The 17701-nt window shown below is 58.3% G+C and carries 17 protein-coding genes; 12 read left to right on the top strand and 5 right to left on the bottom strand.

The window, feature by feature from the left end; genetic code table 11:
* Nucleotides 1–4: 4 nt before the first annotated feature.
* Entirely contained in the window at nucleotides 5–1027 is a 1023-nt protein-coding gene (locus tag CCGE531_RS23365; RefSeq protein WP_120668221.1) for an LLM class flavin-dependent oxidoreductase, read from the bottom strand.
* A gap of 581 nt (nucleotides 1028–1608) precedes the next feature.
* Here CCGE531_RS23365 and CCGE531_RS23360 point away from each other — a divergent pair.
* The 8 genes from CCGE531_RS23360 (at nucleotide 1609) to CCGE531_RS23325 (ending at nucleotide 10824) form a co-directional block, all read left to right on the top strand.
* Complete coding sequence (locus CCGE531_RS23360) at nucleotides 1609–2109, top strand: invasion associated locus B family protein (protein WP_120668219.1); 501 nt, start codon at nucleotides 1609–1611, stop codon at nucleotides 2107–2109.
* Nucleotides 2110–2280: 171 nt separating this feature from the next.
* Entirely contained in the window at nucleotides 2281–3207 is a 927-nt protein-coding gene (locus tag CCGE531_RS23355) for an ArsR family transcriptional regulator (protein ID WP_120668218.1), read from the top strand.
* 223 nt (nucleotides 3208–3430) lie between these two features.
* Nucleotides 3431–4939, top strand: a complete 1509-nt coding sequence (locus CCGE531_RS23350; protein WP_120668216.1) for an alpha-N-arabinofuranosidase — start codon at nucleotides 3431–3433, stop codon at nucleotides 4937–4939.
* Between the two features lie 187 nt (nucleotides 4940–5126).
* Complete coding sequence (locus CCGE531_RS23345) at nucleotides 5127–7028, top strand: ABC transporter substrate-binding protein (protein ID WP_120668214.1); 1902 nt, start codon at nucleotides 5127–5129, stop codon at nucleotides 7026–7028.
* A gap of 117 nt (nucleotides 7029–7145) precedes the next feature.
* Entirely contained in the window at nucleotides 7146–8150 is a 1005-nt protein-coding gene (locus CCGE531_RS23340) for an ABC transporter permease (protein WP_120668213.1), read from the top strand.
* Between the two features lie 3 nt (nucleotides 8151–8153).
* A complete protein-coding gene (locus CCGE531_RS23335) occupies nucleotides 8154–9011 on the top strand; it encodes an ABC transporter permease (protein WP_120668211.1) in 858 nt (285 codons plus the stop codon).
* A gap of 2 nt (nucleotides 9012–9013) precedes the next feature.
* Nucleotides 9014–10003, top strand: coding sequence for an ABC transporter ATP-binding protein (locus CCGE531_RS23330; RefSeq protein WP_120668209.1), 990 nt, complete (start codon nucleotides 9014–9016; stop codon nucleotides 10001–10003).
* Entirely contained in the window at nucleotides 10000–10824 is an 825-nt protein-coding gene (locus tag CCGE531_RS23325; protein WP_120668207.1) for an ABC transporter ATP-binding protein, read from the top strand. The genes CCGE531_RS23330 and CCGE531_RS23325 overlap by 4 nt, the downstream gene beginning before the upstream one ends.
* 9 nt (nucleotides 10825–10833) lie before the next feature.
* Here the strand turns inward: CCGE531_RS23325 and CCGE531_RS23320 are convergent, their stop codons facing one another.
* Nucleotides 10834–11265: an Lrp/AsnC family transcriptional regulator gene (locus CCGE531_RS23320; RefSeq protein ID WP_120668205.1), complete on the bottom strand. Its 432-nt coding sequence runs from the start codon at nucleotides 11263–11265 to the stop codon at nucleotides 10834–10836.
* 137 nt (nucleotides 11266–11402) lie between these two features.
* On the opposite strand from CCGE531_RS23320, the gene CCGE531_RS23315 reads away from it, so the two are divergent.
* On the top strand, nucleotides 11403–12506 hold the full coding sequence (locus CCGE531_RS23315; RefSeq protein ID WP_120668203.1) for a saccharopine dehydrogenase family protein: 1104 nt from the start codon (nucleotides 11403–11405) through the stop codon (nucleotides 12504–12506).
* A gap of 368 nt (nucleotides 12507–12874) precedes the next feature.
* On the opposite strand, the gene CCGE531_RS23310 is transcribed toward CCGE531_RS23315, so the two are convergent.
* The 3 genes from CCGE531_RS23310 to CCGE531_RS23300 all read right to left on the bottom strand — a co-directional run bounded on the left by CCGE531_RS23310 (nucleotide 12875) and on the right by CCGE531_RS23300 (nucleotide 15055).
* On the bottom strand, nucleotides 12875–13633 hold the full coding sequence (locus CCGE531_RS23310) for an alpha/beta hydrolase (protein WP_120668201.1): 759 nt from the start codon (nucleotides 13631–13633) through the stop codon (nucleotides 12875–12877).
* Between the two features lie 236 nt (nucleotides 13634–13869).
* A complete protein-coding gene (locus tag CCGE531_RS23305) occupies nucleotides 13870–14511 on the bottom strand; it encodes a DUF1109 domain-containing protein (protein ID WP_120668199.1) in 642 nt (213 codons plus the stop codon).
* The gene (locus tag CCGE531_RS23300) at nucleotides 14501–15055 is read right to left on the bottom strand and encodes a sigma-70 family RNA polymerase sigma factor (protein ID WP_120668197.1); all 555 of its coding nucleotides are present in this window, start codon (nucleotides 15053–15055) and stop codon (nucleotides 14501–14503) included. The genes CCGE531_RS23305 and CCGE531_RS23300 overlap by 11 nt, the downstream gene beginning before the upstream one ends.
* Before the next feature lie 260 nt (nucleotides 15056–15315).
* Here CCGE531_RS23300 and CCGE531_RS23295 point away from each other — a divergent pair, with 260 nt between their 5' ends.
* From CCGE531_RS23295 to CCGE531_RS23285, 3 genes are all read left to right on the top strand, one after another.
* A complete protein-coding gene (locus CCGE531_RS23295) occupies nucleotides 15316–15927 on the top strand; it encodes a hypothetical protein (protein ID WP_120668195.1) in 612 nt (203 codons plus the stop codon).
* Nucleotides 15928–16056: 129 nt separating this feature from the next.
* Nucleotides 16057–16917 carry a cytochrome b/b6 domain-containing protein gene (locus CCGE531_RS23290; RefSeq protein ID WP_120668193.1) on the top strand — a complete coding sequence of 287 codons (861 nt, stop codon included), beginning with the start codon at nucleotides 16057–16059 and terminating at the stop codon, nucleotides 16915–16917.
* Entirely contained in the window at nucleotides 16914–17690 is a 777-nt protein-coding gene (locus tag CCGE531_RS23285; RefSeq protein ID WP_120668191.1) for a molybdopterin-dependent oxidoreductase, read from the top strand. Before CCGE531_RS23290 ends, CCGE531_RS23285 begins: the two co-directional genes overlap by 4 nt.
* The last annotated feature ends 11 nt before the right edge of the window (nucleotides 17691–17701 follow it).

The raw sequence follows: 17701 nt of genomic DNA, 5'->3' as shown, positions 1-17701 counted from the left end.
TGCCTTATCGCCATCCCAGCGCCGGAGCGACATGGGTCAGAATGGTTTCGATGACATGGGCGTTGTATTCGACGCCGAGCTGGTTGGGCACGGTCAGGAGCAGGGTATCGGCTGCCGCGATCGCCTCATCTTTCGCCAATTCCTCGATGAGCACGTCGGGCTCGGCCGCATAGCTGCGTCCGAAGATGGCGCGCGTCTTTTCGTCGATGAAGCCGACCTTGTCGGCGTCCTTGCCGCTGCTGCCGAAATAGGCGCGGTCGAGATCGTTCACCAGAGCGAAAATGCTGCGGCTCACTGAAACGCGTGGTTCGCGCTTGTGTCCTGCCTCTTTCCAAGCCTCGCGGTAGAGCTTGATCTGGTCGGCCTGCTGGACGTGGAAGGGCTGGCCGCTTTCGTCGTCCTTGAGCGTCGAGCTCTGCAGGTTCATGCCGAGCTTTGCCGCCCATTCGGCCGTGGCATTGGAGCCCGCACCCCACCAGATCCGCTCGCGCAGACCTTCGGAATGCGGCTCGAGGCGCAGGAGGCCGGGGGGATTGGGGAACATCGGACGCGGATTGGGCTGAGCAAACCCTTCACCGCGCAGGAGATCGAGCAGCACTTCCGTATGCCTGCGTCCCATATCGGCGTCGCTCTCGCCATCCATCGGCGTATAGCCGAAGTGGCGCCATCCATCGACCACCTGTTCCGGGGAGCCGCGGCTGATGCCGAGCTGCAGCCGGCCGCCGGCGATCAGATCGGCAGCGCTGGCATCCTCCGCCATATAGAACGGGTTCTCGTAGCGCATGTCGATAACAGCCGTGCCGATTTCGATGCGGCTGGTCCTGGCGCCGACGGCTGCCAGCAGGGGGAAGGGCGAAGCAAGCTGACGCGCGAAATGGTGCACGCGAAAATAGGCGCCGTCCGCGCCCAATTGCTCAGCCGCGACGGCGAGATCGATCGATTGCAGCAGCGTGTCGCCTGCCGATCGTGTCTGCGATTGCGGTGACGGCGTCCAGTGGCCGAATGAAAGGAAACCGATCTTCTTCATGATACCATCCTGTTATTCCGGTTTGCTCGGCTCGATTTCATGCCACCGCGTGTCGACGCGAACAAGCGGAACGTATGTGAGACGTCCGTCGGCGCGTTTTTACGCAATGGCTTGCAAAGCCCGTGAGTACAGACAGGTATATGCGCATAGACCTGGATGGATGGAACAGTGCAATCGGTGAACTGATTGTCAATGTCGGCGGAGGCTCGGGAGACGGCTGACGCCTGACGACTTTATGTCCTCGCTTGTTCTTCTCACGCATAGGTATCTCCGTCGCGGCGCGGAATGTCTGAAGCTCTTGCGATAGAAGAAGCGTGGCATCTCTTCCGGATAGTTTTCGAGGGTGCCGAAGTGAGGTGAGAATCGCGCGGCGGTGCGCATCCGATGGATCGTTCCGGACGGAGATGATCACCTCCGGCATGATTGAATTCTCCTCCGTCATGGTTTCCTGCGTGTCACCTAACATGAACAAATTTTAACGAAGACATTAACAATCGGATAACGCACCGCACCGAAACTGCCGTGCGTGTGAGTACATCTCTCGCTTTCAACGTCCTTGAAACAAGAAATGGCAGGAAACTATGTTTGCTAGAAAATTCGCCCCCGCTCTGGTCTTCGTCGCATTCGGCGCCGGTATTGCGCATGCGGAAGTGCCCGTCCGTATCGATCAATTCGATCATTGGGGCGCATATTCTTATAAATCCGGCGATAGTGTCAGTTGCTACGTGCTGTCGAGGCCGGTCGCGCGGCAACCCGCCAATGTCGACCATGGCGACAACTTCTTCATCGTCTCGCGCCTGTCTCCCGGCGACAAATTGGTTCCCGAAGCCGCGATGGGCTATGATCTGAAAGACGGCGCGCAAATGACCGCCGCGGTTGGCGACAAGACCTTTCCGATGTTCACGAAAGACCGGCACGGCTGGGTGAGGGATGAAACGCAGGAACCTTCCATGATCGGGGCCATGAAGGACGGCGCGCAATTGGAACTGCAGGCAACGTCCAAACGCGGCACCGCCACAAGCTATTCCTACTCACTATCAGGCATCACGGCCGCGTTGAAACGAATAGAGACGTGCAAATGACACCGCCGGCGTCCGAGGCACGGGCGACGCTCCCATCGCCGGGAGTTGTATGGCGGGAATGACCTGATGGCGTCTTCCTGTTCGCATCGGAAGACGCCAAAGGCTGATATCTCTTGTGAAATCAAAAATCCTGATATAAATGATATCCATTGATGGGGTATTCAGGATTCGATGCAGCGCGGCTTTCTAACAATTTATGCGGGTGAGAACGCCGCGGTCTTCAGGGCACTTTCAGCGCCGGCCCGCGTCGAGATGCTGAAACTTCTCTGCGTCAAAGGCTCGATGAACGTCAACGAAATCGCCCGGGAACTCGATCTGCCGCAATCCACCGTCGCAACGGCGATCATGATTCTCGAAGAGGCTGGTCTTGTCGAGACCAAGGCTGCGAAAGCGCGCAAGGGCTACCAGAAGATCTGCACCGCGCTTTACGATGAAATCCTGCTGAGTTTCGAGGATCAGGCCTTCAAGCACGATGAGGACGTGATCGAGGTCGCCATGCCGATCGGCCTCTATACGAGCTGCGAGACGCACGCGCCTTGTGGTCTATGTTCGACCGAAGGCGTGATCGGCCTCCTCGACGTTCCAGACTATTTCCTCGATCCACAGCGCATGCAGGCCGGTCTTTTATGGTTCGGCCGCGGCCATGTCGAGTATAAATTCCCGAACAATGCCAAGATCTTGAACCGGAATGTCAATGCCATCGAATTCTCGATGGAGCTGTCGTCCGAAGTGCCCGGCACCAATCCAGACTGGCCGTCCGACATCACCGTTTGGATCAATGGCGTCGCCGTCGGCACATGGACGTCGCCCGGCGATTACGGCGACAAGCGCGGGGCCTTCACGCCGGGCTGGTGGAAGCTGGAAGGCTCTCAATACGGCAAGCTCAAGACCTGGCGAATCTCGAAGAAGGGCACGTTCATCGACGGCGTTGCCGCTTCCGATGTGACCATCGACGATCTCGCCATCAGCCAGCATTCCTCAATCCGGTTGCGAGTGGGGATTGCCGATGACGCACGCAACACGGGCGGCGTCAATATTTTCGGTCGCGGCTTCGGCAATTATGGCCGCGATATTCTGATGCGCGTCGACCTGGCATAGTTGTGTATCATAAATTATGATATATAGCGTAAGATCGAGATAAATTTCAGATAAGTCGTATTTTTTATAAGCTTTTGTTTTTGCATATCATTCCCCTACTGAAGGGTGGACATCATTGCAATCTCCAGGCTGTTTTCCACCGAGGGAGTGTTGACGACCTTCCAAAAGTATATCAAGATCAAGGTATAAGAACGAGATATTTGATATATATGGGAGGAAGGCCGTGAAGGCGCATGTGACCGTCCATCGTGATTTCCGAATTGCCGACATTGACGATCGGCTTTACAGCTCTTTTCTGGAGCATCTGGGCAGGGCGATTTATGGTGGCATCTACGAGCCCGGTCACCTGACTGCCGATGAGCATGGTTTTCGCAAGGACGTCATCGAGCTGGTCCGCGAGCTGAATTCGCCCTATTGCCGCTATCCCGGTGGCAATTTCGTTTCCGCCTATAACTGGGAAGACGGTGTCGGGCCACGATCCGAGCGCCCCGTGCGCCTCGATCTTGCCTGGCGAACCCGCGAGAGTAACCAGGTCGGCGTCAACGAATTCGTCGATTGGTGCAAGAAGGCCAATACTAAGCCGATGCTCGCCGTCAACCTTGGCTCACGTGGTCTCGACGATGCTCGCAACTTCCTTGAATATTGCAATCATCCCGGCGGCACCTATTGGTCGGACCTGCGCCGCAAGCATGGTTGGTCCGATCCGCACGGCGTGAAGCTCTGGTGCCTTGGCAACGAGATGGACGGCCCCTGGCAGGTCGGCCACAAGTCGGCCTTTGAATATGGTCGTCTCGCCGATGAAACCGCCAAGGCCATGCGCGGCTTCGACAAGTCGCTGGAGCTGGTCGTCTGCGGCTCGTCGAATTCCGACATGAAGACCTATCCCGATTGGGAAGCGCAGGTTCTGGAGCAGTGCTACGACAGCGCCGATCATATCTCGCTGCATATGTATTTCGCCAATCGCGAGAAGAACACGCTCAACTATCTGGCCAAGGCCGAAAAGCTCGACCGCTATATCGTCACCATCGGCGGTGTCATCGACTATATCAAGGCGAAGAAGCGGTCGAAGAAGACGATCGGCATTTCCTTTGACGAATGGAATGTCTGGTACCATTCCAATCAGCAGGACAAGGAAATCCTTGCCCGTGACGAATGGCCGGATGCGCCGCATCTGCTCGAGGATGTCTATAATTTCGAAGACGTGCTGCAGGTCGGCGGCATTCTCAACACGTTCATTCGCCGTTCCGATCGCGTGCGCATTGCTTGCATAGCCCAGCTCGTCAACGTCATCGCTCCGATCATGACGGAAGACGGCGGTCCGGCCTGGCGGCAGACCATCTATTACCCGCTCTATTTCGCCTCGAAATATGGTCGCGGTTATGCGCTGCGCCTCATCACCGATGGCCCGACCTATGACAGCGACGAGGCGGACGACGTGCCCTATCTCGACGTGTCGGCCGTCCACGATGAGCTGGGTAAAATGGTGACGCTATTCGCCGTCAACCGTCATCCCGACAGCGCACTCGATCTCGACACCCGTCTCGAAGGCTTTGCCGGAGCCCGCGTTGTCGAACAGCATGAGATGGTTCACAACAATCTGCAGGCGGTCAACACGGCGGCGCAGCCGAACGCAGTTGTCCCGACCAACACCGGAGACGCCAAAATCGAGGATGGCCGGCTTCGTGCCACGTTGAAACCGTTATCCTATACGGTGATCCGGCTGGCTGTGTGACGGCCGGCCGCCGGGGCGATGTCCCGGCACAGAAAACGGTCGAAGGTCGCGAGGAGGCGATCGAGGCCTTTAGCAGGCCCCGTCGCCGCGCAGCTTGCGCGGCCCACGGGGGAAAAAGGGGTGAACGTCGCGGCACGTTTCCCATCGTTTGGGTACGCCGCACAGTCGATAAAAATGGGAGGAGATCATGCAGCAGTGGAAGAAGCTTGCCTTCGGTGTCGCACTGGCCACGTTCGGCCTCGTTGCGGCAGCCAAGGCTCAGGACTATACCTCTTTGCCTCGCAAGGAGACCTTGATCGTCGAAAACCCTGAGGGAACGATCAAGAATCCGGGCTGGTTCAATATCTGGGTCAATGGCGGAGGCGGCGTTTCGACCGGCCTTCAGCAGCTGACCATGGATACGCTCTGGTACATCGATCCGGAAAAAGGCCTGGGCGGTTCGACCTGGGACAATTCCCTCGCAGCGGACAAGCCGCAATACAATGACGATTTCACCCAGATGACGGTGAAACTGCGCAAGGGCATCTATTGGAGCGACGGCGTCGAATTCACCGCCGACGACGTAGTCTACACCGTCAAGACCCAGATGGATCAGCCGGGCATGAATTGGAGTGCTGCCTTTTCGGTCCAGGTCGCCAGCGTCGAGGCGACTGATCCCTATACCGTCGTCTTCAAGCTGAAAAAGCCGAATTCGCGCTTTCACGCCATCTTCACCGTTCGCTGGAACGGGGCCTGGATCATGCCGAAGCATGTTTTCGAGAAGGTCGCCGATCCCGTTCGCTATGATAATGCCAATCCCGTCTCGCTCGGCGCCTACAAATTGAAGGCCTACGATCCGCAGGGCAAATGGTATACCTGGGAGAAGCGTGACGACTGGCAGCGCACCTCGCTGGCGCGCTTTGGCGAGCCGGCTCCGAAATACGTCAGCTATGTGGATCCGGGCCCGCCGGATAAGCGCACCATCGCGCAGCTCGAGCACAATCTGGATATCATCCACGACAACACGCCAGAAGGCATGTTCACGCTGAAGGAGAAGTCGAAGACGGTCGACAGCTGGTTCCCCGGCTTCCCCTTCGCCCATCCGGATCCGACCCTGCCTGCCGTGATCTTCAACAATCAGGATCCGCTGTTCCAGAATCCCGATGTGCGCTGGGCCCTGGCATTGCTGATCGATATCAAGGCCGTCGATATGGCGAGCTACCGTGGCGCGGCGACGCTTTCCGCGCTCGGCGTTCCGCCGACAGCGATCGCCATGACGGATTATCAGGCGCCGCTGCAGGATTGGCTGAAGAACTTCGAGATCGACACCGGCAAGCGCAAGATCAAGCCTTATGATCCGACGGTCGGCCAGCAGATGGCCGATATCCTGCGCAAGCAGCCGAAATACAAGGACCAGATCCCGACGGATCCGGCCGCCATCAGCACGGCCTTCGGTTACGGCTGGTGGAAGCCCGATCCGCAGGCTGCCGCCGAGCTGTTGGAAAAGGCGGGCTTCAAGAAGGTGGGTGGCAAATGGATGACGCCCGACGGCCAGCCCTTCAAGATCCGCCTGACGGTCGAGGGCGATACCCGCTCGGTCTTCACCCGCGCCGGCACGCTGATTGCCCAGCAATGGGCGGCTTTCGGGATCGACTCCAAGGCCGCGCCCACCACAAGCCTCTGGCAGGTGGGACTGCAGCCCGGCAGTTACCAGGTTGCCATCGCCTGGAGCGTCGAGACCTGGGGCGGCGATCCCGACCTGTCCTTCTTCCTCGATAGCTGGCATTCCGAGTTCGTCGCCAAGAAGGGTGAGAACCAGGCGCCGCGCAACTGGCAGCGCTGGTCCAATCCCGAACTCGACAAGATCATCGAGAACATCCGTCGCATCAGCGCCGATGATCAGAAGGGCATCGAGCTCGGCAAGGACTATCTGAAGCTGGTCACCCGTGAAATGCCGACCATCCCCCTGATGTCCTATAACGTCTTCACGTCGATGGATACGACCTACTGGAAGGGTTATCCGACGATAGCAGATCCCTACACCGACCCCGTTCCCAATTGGGCGAACTCGCGGTTGATGATGGTGAAGCTCAAGCCGGCGCAGCCTTAATTCTCCCGACCCTGATGCGGCAGATGCGCCGCGTCAGGCACCTGTCGCCGGGCGCGAAACGGGTCCGGCGATCTTTTCGATAGAAAATGAAGTGCGAGCAGTAAGGAAAACGACGGCATGACGTCCTATCCAGTTTTCGTGTTGAAACGATTTGGCCAGTTTCTGCTCGTCGTCTTCCTCGGCATATCAGCGACTTTCTTCATCACGCATCTGACGCCGATCGACCCGGTCGAGGAAAGCATCGGCGCCATTCAGCAGATGGGGCAATCGGATCCCCGCGCCGTCGAGCTGATGCGCGAGTCCCTGCGGGAACTCTACGGTGTCGGAGGCTCGATCTGGCAGCAATATCTGCATTTCTGGGGACGCCTTGCGACAGGCGATCTCGGGCCGTCGCTCTCGGCATTTCCGACGCCGGTTTCCGCCATCATCGCGAGGGCGCTGCCCTGGACGATCGGCCTGATGACCGTTTCGACGGTGATCACATTCCTGCTCGGCAATATGATCGGCGCTTTGGCGGGTTATTATCGCAAGAATATGGTGCTGAAGGCGGTCAGTCTCGTTTTCATCGCCATGCAGCCGATACCCTATTATATCCTGGCCTTCGTGCTGATCATTCTCTTCGGCTATATCTGGCCGATCCTGCCGATCAATGGCGGCTATGAGATGAACACCAATCTGCAGCTGTCCTTTGCGCTGGTGCTCGATATTTTGCGGCACTCGCTCTTGCCGGCACTATCCCTGATCCTTGTCGGGACCGGCGGCTGGCTCATCGGCATGCGGGCGCTGGTCTCCAATATCATCACCGAGGATTACGTCGTCTTCGCCGAACTCGGCGGTGTACCGAAGCGCAGAATCTTGCGCTCCTATATCGCCCGCAATGCCATGGTGCCGCAGTTCACCGGACTTGCCATGTCGCTCGGCGCCGTCTTCAATGGCACCGTCATTACCGAGATCGTCTTCGGCTATCCCGGTATAGGCAATCTTCTGATTTCGGCCGTTCATGCCGGCGATTACAGCCTTGTTCTGGGGCTCAGCGCTTTGTCGATTGTCGGCGTCGCGGCGGCCGTATTCATCATCGACATATTGGGTCCGCTGATCGACCCGCGCATCAAGGTGGAGTAGGCCATGCTGACGATCGTTCGCGACCTCGCTCGCCAGAATGCCGAATTCCTCTGCGGCCTGCTGCTGTTTGCCGTGATCGTCGGAATGGTGATCCTGTCCTATTTCTCGCCCTACGGCCCTTCCGATCTCTATCTGCTGCCGCCCGACATGCCGCCGGACGGGCAATATTGGCTGGGGACGACATCGCGCGGCCAGGATGTCTTCTGGCAACTCGCCGTCGCGCTTCGCAACACGCTCTATTTCGGTATCGGCGTTGCCTTTTTGTCCCGCATCATCTCGCTGGTCGTGGGGCTGGTGGCCGGCTATGCCGGCGGCACCGTCGATCGCGTGCTGATGGCGATCAACGACAGCATCATGGTCGTTCCGCAGTTTCCGCTGCTGATCCTGTTCTATTTCGTGCTCAAGGACGAAATGACGTGGACGGTGCTGATCGTCGTCATGGCGTCGCTCGGCTGGTCCTATGACGCGCGTCTCATCCGTTCGGTGGCGATCAGCCTGAAAACACGGCCCTTCACCACGCAGAGCATCTATTCCGGCATGAGCATGCGCAAGATCCTCGTCGCGGAGCATCTGCCCTATGTGCTGCCGATCGTTTTCGCCACGACGATGAACAATATGATCTGGTCGATCGGCATGGAGATCACGCTTTCGGTGCTGGGCTTCACCGACATCGAAACGCCGACCATGGGCATGATGATCTATTGGGCCAATGCGCATTCGGCACTGATCGCCGGAACATGGTGGTGGGTCGCGGCACCCGTCGCCGCCATCGTGGTGCTGTTCATGGCGCTCTTCCTGCTGTCGATGTCGATGAATGAATACAACGATCCGCGCAGTCGTTTGAACCGGATGGGAGGCTAGCCATGGAGGCTGTCGTCGAGGTCAACAACCTTAGGGCATATTACCGGGCCTTCCTCTATGGCGTCGATCGCGAGGTGCGGGCGGTGGATGATGTCAGCCTGTCGATCGGCCGCGGCGAGATCTATGGGGTTGCGGGTGAATCGAGCAGCGGCAAGACGACGTTGATCAAGACCATCGCGGGCGCCATCCGGCCACCGCTTCGCGTCGTCTCCGGTGCGGTCAAATTTCACTTCAACGGCGGAACGCAGGATATCTACGCCATGACGCCGGAGCAGCGGGCATCGCTTCGCTGGCGGTATCTGTCCTATATCATGCAGGGCTCGATGAACGTGCTCAATCCGGTGCGGCGCATCCGGTATTCGTTCACGGATTTTGCCTTCCGCCACATGAAGGTCGATCGCGCTACCTTCTTTGACCGGGTTGGCGCCCATCTCCAGCGGCTGAAACTCGACGCCCATCTCCTCGATGCCTATCCGCATGAATTGTCCGGCGGCATGCGCCAACGCATGACGATTGCGCTCGCGACCATCCTGACGCCGGAATTCATCATCGCCGACGAGCCGACGACGGCGCTCGATGTCATCGTCCAGCGCGATGTCCTGCAGATGATCCGCGAGATACAGCGCGAAATGGGTTCGTCCTTCCTGTTTGTCACCCATGATATGGGCGTTCACGCCGCCGTTTCCGATCGCATCGGCATCGTCTATGCCGGCCGGCTGGTCGAGGAGGCGCCGACGCGCAAGCTTTTCCAGCTGCCCTTGCATCCCTATACGCAGCATCTGGTCGCAAGCCTGCCGCGGATCGGCGATATCTCGACGCGTCCCTCGCTCGAGGGAAGGCCGCCCAACCTTGCCATGCCGCCGGAAGGATGCCGCTTCCATCCACGCTGTCCGAAGCGCATGGACATCTGCAGCCGCGAAGTGCCGCCCATGGTGACGGTCGAACCGGATCGGCGCGTTGCCTGCTTCGCGGTGACGGGAGGAGGGCGATGAGCGATCTTCTTTCACTCTCGCATGTCAGCAAGGTCTACCGGCAGGGCGGCATGCTCAGCCGTCGCCAGATAGTGGCGGTGCGCGATGTCAGCCTGAGTTTGGGAGAGGAGCCGGAAATCCTGTCGATTGTCGGCGAGTCGGGCTCGGGCAAATCCACCATTGCCTCGATGATCCTCGGCCAGACGGCACCGACATCGGGTAACTTGAATTTTCGCGGCAAACCCGTTGCCATTCATGGCAGATCCGAGCGCCGCGCCTTCATGCGCGAAGTTCAACCGATACTTCAGAACCCGTTCGAGGCATTCAATCCGCTGAAGAGGGTCGACCGGTATCTTTTTGAAACGGCGAGGAATTTCGCGCCATCCGGTGCGCGGCCGAGCCGCGTGGATGTGGAGCGCATGGCCGACGAGGCGCTTGCCCATATCGGCTTGACGCTTGCCGAGGTGAAGGGACGATTTCCGCATGAGCTGTCGGGCGGCCAGTTGCAGCGAACGGCCATTGCGCGGGCGCTCATTCCGCAGCCACGGTTGCTGGTGGCCGACGAACCCGTCTCGATGGTCGACGCCTCGCTTAGAATGGCGATCGTCAACCTGTTCGGCCAGTTGAAGAAGGAGCTCGGGCTCTCCATCATCTACATCACCCATGATCTGGCGACCGCCTACTATATCAGCGATCGCATCATTATCATGAAGAAGGGCGAGATCGTCGAGCAGGGCGGCGCGCGCGCGGTTCTCGACAATCCGCAGCATCCCTATTCGCGGGCTTTGAAGGAAGCAGTCCTTTCCACCACGCCCGAGATGGAGCCGGCAGCGCTCGGCTGATCCTCGTTTTCACCGCGAGATCCGTGTCGAAAGAATGATGGACGACAAAGTACGCTCGACGCCGTCGATCGTGCCGATCTCGTCGATCAGCTGGTCCAGCTGGGAAATCGATGGCGCCGCGATGATGGCGATCAGGTCGAATGTGCCGCTGACGGAATGAAGCGTCGTAACCTCCGGGATCGCACCCAGTGATGCCGTCACCGCCGACAGCGCCTTCGGTGCGATCGTGATCAGCACATGTGCCCGAATGAGGCCGGAAAGATAGGTCTCCGACAGCCGCACGCCGTAGCCGGCAATCACGCCTTCTCGCTCCAGCCTTTCAAGCCTCGCCTGAACGGTGGTGCGCGACAGCGACATTTTTTTGGCGAGCGTCGCCACGGGCATGCGGGCATCCTGGCCCAGCAAGGCGATCAGTTCGCGATCCTTATCCGTAACCTGCATGGCGCTCCTGCATTCTGCGAAACGACTTCGTCATTTTGTATGAATTCATACAACGAAATACATTTTTCGTCGCTATGAATCGTTCAGCTCCCGCCTACACTTATAAAAATCTTATCAATAAAATGCAGGGGAGTCATATGAGAGACATAGTGGTCATCGGCGCAGGCAAGATCGGTGGGGCGATCGCTCTGATGCTGGCCGAAACAGGCGATTACAAGGTTGTCGTCGCCGACCGCAGCCAGGAGCAGCTGGACAAGGTCGACCACCATCCTGCGATTTCTACCGCCGCCGTCGATATTGCCGATCGCGCCGGGCTTGTTGCCGTGCTGAAAGGCAAGTTCGCAGTCTTGTCGGCTGCACCATTCCATCTCACGGGCTTCGTCGCAGAGGCGGCACTTGAGGCCGGCGTCCATTATCTCGACCTCACCGAAGATGTCACAACGACGAAAAAGGTGGAAGAGCTAGCCCAGGGTGCCAATACGGCATTCATCCCGCAATGCGGCCTGGCGCCGGGCTTCATCTCGATCGTCGCCAATGATCTTACCAAGCATTTCGACAGCCTCGACAGCGTGCGCATGCGCGTTGGCGCGCTGCCGCAATATCCATCCAACGCCCTGAACTACAATCTGACCTGGAGCACGGACGGTCTCATCAACGAATATATCGAGCCTTGCGAAGCGATCGTCGAAGGCAAGCTCGTCACGGTGCCGGCCATGGAAGAGCGCGAAGAATTCTCGCTCGACGGCGTTACCTATGAGGCCTTCAACACCTCGGGCGGCCTTGGAACCCTGGCCAAGACTTTGGCCGGCCGCGTGCGCACGATGAACTACCGCACCATCCGCTATCCCGGCCACCAGGCCATCATCAAGGCGCTGCTCAACGACCTGAACCTCAGGAACCGCCGCGATGTGCTGAAGGATCTGTTTGAGAACGCACTGCCTGCCACCATGCAGGACGTGGTCGTCGTCTTCGTTACCGTCTGCGGCTGGCGCGAGGGCCGCTACATGCAGGAGACCTATGCCAACAAGGTCTATGCGGGCATCGTCGCCGGCAAGAAGATGAGCGCGATCCAGATTACCACCGCCGCCGGCATTACCACCGTGCTCGATCTGCTCGCCCAGGGCAAGCTGCCCGCCAAGGGCTTCGTCTGCCAGGAAGAAATCGATCTCGGCGATTTCCTCGCCAATCGCTTCGGGCAGGTTTACAGCGTGGAAAAGATCAGGATGAGAGAAGTCGTCTAAGCGGCTATCCGTCTTGTTGTTTTTGAGATGTGGCGCCTTCGGGCGCCACATGTGTTTAGCCTTTGGAGATTGCTTTGCAGAGGCTGGAGCGTTTCAAGTTTTGACGGAAGCGTATCCTGAGTTTGCCAAGTAGTGTTCTGGCAATAACGGAAGGATTGAACTGAGCAGCTGATCGGTGCGGGCTTTACGCGCAGGCTGCCCGCGAAGGCGCGCCGCAAGCGCGGCAGGTCGCTGATCGCTTGAAGGGGCGGATGACGCGTGACCGTCGTGTGTCGATCAGCGAGGAGTTGAATGACAGAACTCTGCAGTTGTCTGCTTATCGGGCAGACGACAGGGAGGGTGCTGGCCGCGCGTCAACGCTAATTGAATTAGTTCGAAGCGGCACCTTCAGCCGCATCTTTGATAAGGTCGGCGACTGCCTGGGGATGCGACACGTATACGGCGTGACTTCCCTTGATCTCAATCGTGGAACTGCCGGCCCGTTTGGCCATAAACCGTTCGAAGTCGGGATTAATTTTGTGATCGTCAGTCGCAACGGCATACCAGCTCGGTTTGGAGCGCCAAGCGGCTTCGGTGACTTTTGTGCTCAGTGCCATTTCGCTCACCGGAACCTGAGATCGCGCCATGAAATCCGCGTCAGCTTCAGGCAGGTCTGCAGCGAAGTCCTCATGGAACGTCTTGGGGTCCAACGTGAGAAACCGATCCGAGCTCTTGATCACGTTGTTCGTTGCAGCCGGAAATTTGCCGCGGACCTCAGCCAGATCTTCGTGTGCATCCGGTGCGAGCGCAGCGACATATACCAGCGCCTTCACACTTGGTGCGTTTCCTGCCTGCGTGATTACAATCCCGCCGTAACTATGTCCGACGAGAACAACCGATCCGCCAGCCAGATCGATAGCCCGGGTCGTGGCGGCGACATCGTCTGCAAGTGACGTTTCGGGCTCTTGCACGACCGTGACCTTATATCCTTCGTGCGTGAGAATATCGGAAACTTGTCGCCAGCCGGAACCATCAGCATAAGCGCCGTGAACCAACACGATATTTTTAACAGGCTCAGCGCTGTAGACCGGTGCGGAAGATAAGGCGAAGCCGGCAAGAGCGGCGAAAGCGGAAATCAGGTGATTCATATAGTTCTCCTTTCACGAATGGACGACTGAGCTCCCCCGAGGACTGGTCCGGGGGGTTCCGCTCAGAAGGGGAGCCACGATGTGGCTTGCCCTGATACATTCGGTGCTGATCGCCAGGCGTTACAAACCTCACAGGCTTGTGACTATCCGCGCCGGCAAATTTGGTCATTTTTGACCAGAAGGCATCATTAAGAGGCGCAAGCTATGTAGAAGGGCAGCTAGCGTTGCGATGGGAACTACCAACGCAAAAGGATCCTACCAAAGAGGCATCCTAACAGCCCGCTCAACAGGATCCCGAGCGTGTACCAGATCGTGATGAACGGAATACCGTTCTCGATGCAGGCCCAGGAATACACCCACGCACCAGTAGCGCCGGCACACGCACCAGCAATGAATCCGGCGAGTCTAGGTTGCGTCGGAGCCGCTTGGCGGAGAAACCATATGTTGGCGCCAAACGCCGGAATACCGAACGCCGCGATCAGAAATGGGCACACCAGCGAGGAGTACCCAAGAACGATACCGCGATAGGAGGCCGACGGAGAGAGGACAAGCTGCGTCATCGCCAATATCACCATGATGGCGAATATCGCGCCGATGATGCGTAACGGACCATCAATCCGCCCCCCCGGCCGGGCTATCTGCTCGAGCGCAACGATCAGCATAGCCATCAGGCCAACCGAATATGCAAACTTTACGAAAAACGCGACCACGGAAACGGTATGGCTATTTGAGCGAATAGCGAACGATGCCAAGAGCGCAACTGTTGCCCCCAGCACTCCAATTCCCACGACGCGGGCCAGCCGCTTTTTCAGGGCCTGCGGAGGTACCGGAGCGAGGCCTGTTACCAGCTTCTCGATCAATTCATCACTATTTGTCATTGGCAAAGCCCAATCTGCGACCGATCTCACGTATGCCTCGGTGGATACTCACGCGAACCATGACTTCTGACTGACCCGTATTGACGGCCGCTTCAGCGGTCGTATTCCCGAATAACTTGACCTGTCGGAGAAGCTCTCTCTGTTTAAGAGGCAGCTGATCAAGCAGGCGATCGACGTCGAGATGCGCAAATAGTGCTTCCTCTCGAAAATCGCCTGCCAACTCATCGTCCAGTTCTACGTTACTCTCGCTTTTGCGCTTGGCGACACGCAGGTGGTCGACCAGCTTGTATCTGGCGATCTGGAAAAACCACGCCGTAAACGGTCGATCTCGATCGTAGGTTATCCGACGGTTGTGCAAAGCCAGAAGCACTTCCTGGACAAGGTCTTCGACGTCCCATTCAACACGCGATCCCAAACGCTTCCGATAATAAGTCAGAAGCAGATCACGCAGGATTGTGAGCAAGCGCCTGTATGCCGCTTCATCGCCGTCAAGCGATAGAAGCATCAAACCCTTCAGAATCTCTTCCGATACCGATTTAGTCATCCATGGGCCGTCATTCGTTCTTGGCCGCGACTTGTTACATGTTCAGCCAAATTTTTATTCCCGGCGCCGTGATCACATCCCCGTGATCTGTGTAACGCATTCCCGAACCCGCCGAATGAGAAGGCGGAATTGAGGAACAATTGCTGTTGCCGCTCAGGTGCCATTGCAAGGTATTCGATCTTCCAAACGATCGCCTACGCACCGTGTCCGATGGCCGTGTGGGGATCACGTATCAGGAGATGAAAGATATGGAGAGCAGAATGTCGCTATCAAAGTTGAAAATCGTGGGTGCTGCACTGGCCCTCGGCACATTGACCATAGTCTCCGCACATGCGGCCGACAAGGCTCGCGTTCGCGGCGTTGTGGAAAGCCTCAACGGCGATACGCTGATGGTCAAATCCCGTGAAGGCAAGGACGTCAGGATCATGTTGAAGTCCGGATGGGCTGTCAACGGCATCGTCAATGCCGCCGTGACGGACATCAAACCGGGGGATTTCGTCGGCATCGCGTCAGTACCGACCGATAGCGGCGTCAACGGCGCGCTGGAAGTGCTGATCTTCCCGGCGGCCATGAAGGGCACCGGCGAGGGTGATTACGGCTGGGACCTGAAGCCGAAAAGCTCGATGACCAATGCGACGGTTGCAAGTGCGGTGACCTCGGTCAACGGCCCGACGCTGTCGCTCACCTATAAGGGCGGCGAGAAGAAGATCTCGATCCCGCCGGGCACACCCGTCGTTACTATTGGCAACGCGACGAAGGACGACATCAAACCGGGTGCCGGTGTTATTATCAACGGCACGACGACTGGAGACAACATGGTTGAATCCGACCGTGTGCTCGTCGGCATCAACGGCGTTATTCCGCCGATGTGAGACGACTGCGGCGAAATCGCGGATTGCCCGGCTGCCGATGGCATCCGGGCAATTTCAATGGGTGGCGACGACCACCCTCATAGAGTTTCAGCTAACCGCTATCCGGTGGCACCACCAGGAGAACCGTCCATGGCAAGCATCGAGCAAATTGGCACTGCGCCGCCACCTCCTCCAACCAAGATCTTCATTCGCCGGCATTCGGCTGTCACGCGGATCACGCACTGGATCAACGTCCTCTGCCTGACGTTGCTGCTGATGAGCGGCATGCAGATCTTCAATGCCGATCCTCAGCTGCATTGGGGGAACTACGGTGCGGTCGAAGACCCATCCTGGTTCGAAATCGCCAGCAGTCAGGACGGCGACAACGTTATCGGGACAGTACGGATCGGCCGCCTGTCGATCACGACAACCGGTTTGCTTGGCGCTTCCATGGTCGATGGCGAAATAACGCCGCGTGCGTTCCCCGCCTGGGCCACGATCCCCAGTTTCCAGGATCTTGCGGCCGGCCGGCGATGGCATTTCTTTTTTGCTTGGCTGTTCGTCATCAACGGGTTCGTCTATTTTGCTTATAGCCTGATCGGCGGTCATTTCCGCCGTGACCTGGCCCCGACCGCTCAGGATATCGCGCCTCGCAACATCTGGCATGAAATCAAGGACCATGCCCGGCTGCGTTTTCCAAAGGGCGACAATGCGCGCCGCTACAATGCGCTGCAGAAGCTGACCTACCTCATCGTGATTTTCATCCTGCTGCCCCTGATGATCGGCTCGGGATTGACCATGTCGCCCGCGATAGATGCCGGCTATCCATTCCTGCTCGACATTTTCGGCGGCCGTCAGTCCGCGCGCGGCATCCATTTTATCACCGCCTGGAGCCTGGTGCTGTTCGTCATCGTTCATGTGGCGATGGTGATCCTCTCCGGCCTTTGGAACAACATGCGTTCGATGGTGACCGGCCGCTATGCCATCACCAATGAGGAGACCAACCGATGACCTCTTTCCTCAGCCGCCGCCGCTTTCTCATCGGCTCGGCCGCCGGCTTCGGCGCGTTGGGCCTGACGGGTTGCGATGATGTTAGCCAGAACCAGCACGTCCAGCATGTGCTGGCTCTGGCGGAACGGTTGACCATGGGCACGCAGCGGCTGATCGTCTCGCCGCAGGCGCTTGCCCGCGAATATACCGAGGCCGATATTTCGCCGAGCTTTCACCCGAACGGATCGACAGCGCCCAGCAGTCCGGCATACGTCGAAATGGTCGAAACAAAGTTTGCTAACTGGCGCCTAAAGATCGACGGCATGGTCAACAGGCCAATGGAATTGTCGCTGGCGGACTTGAAGAAACTGCCCTCGCGCACCCAGATCACCCGTCACGACTGCGTCGAGGGTTGGAGCGCCATCGGCAAATGGCAGGGCGTGCCGTTGGGTCTGATCCTGCAGACTGCCGGCCTGAAGCCCGGTGCTCGCTATGCGGTCTTCTATTGCGCTGATGAACTGGAGCAAACGCTTGATGGCAGTGGCCGCTATTATGAGAGCATCGACCTGATCGATGCGTTTCATCCGCAATCGATCCTGGCCTACTCACTGAACGGCAAGGATCTGGAAGTCGAGCATGGCGCGCCGTTGCGCCTGCGTGTCGAGCGTCACCTCGGTTACAAAAATGCAAAATACCTTATGCGGATCGAGATCCGCGACAAGTTCGACGACCTCTGGGGCGGCAATGGCGGCTTCTGGGAAGATCGCGGTTACGAGTGGTATGCTGGAATCTGAAGGACCTTTGC

Source organism: Rhizobium sp. CCGE531 (genome assembly GCF_003627795.1).
GTDB lineage: Bacteria > Pseudomonadota > Alphaproteobacteria > Rhizobiales > Rhizobiaceae > Rhizobium.
Note: the sequence above shows the minus strand (reverse complement) of the source record. Positions and strands in the feature narration are given on the sequence as shown.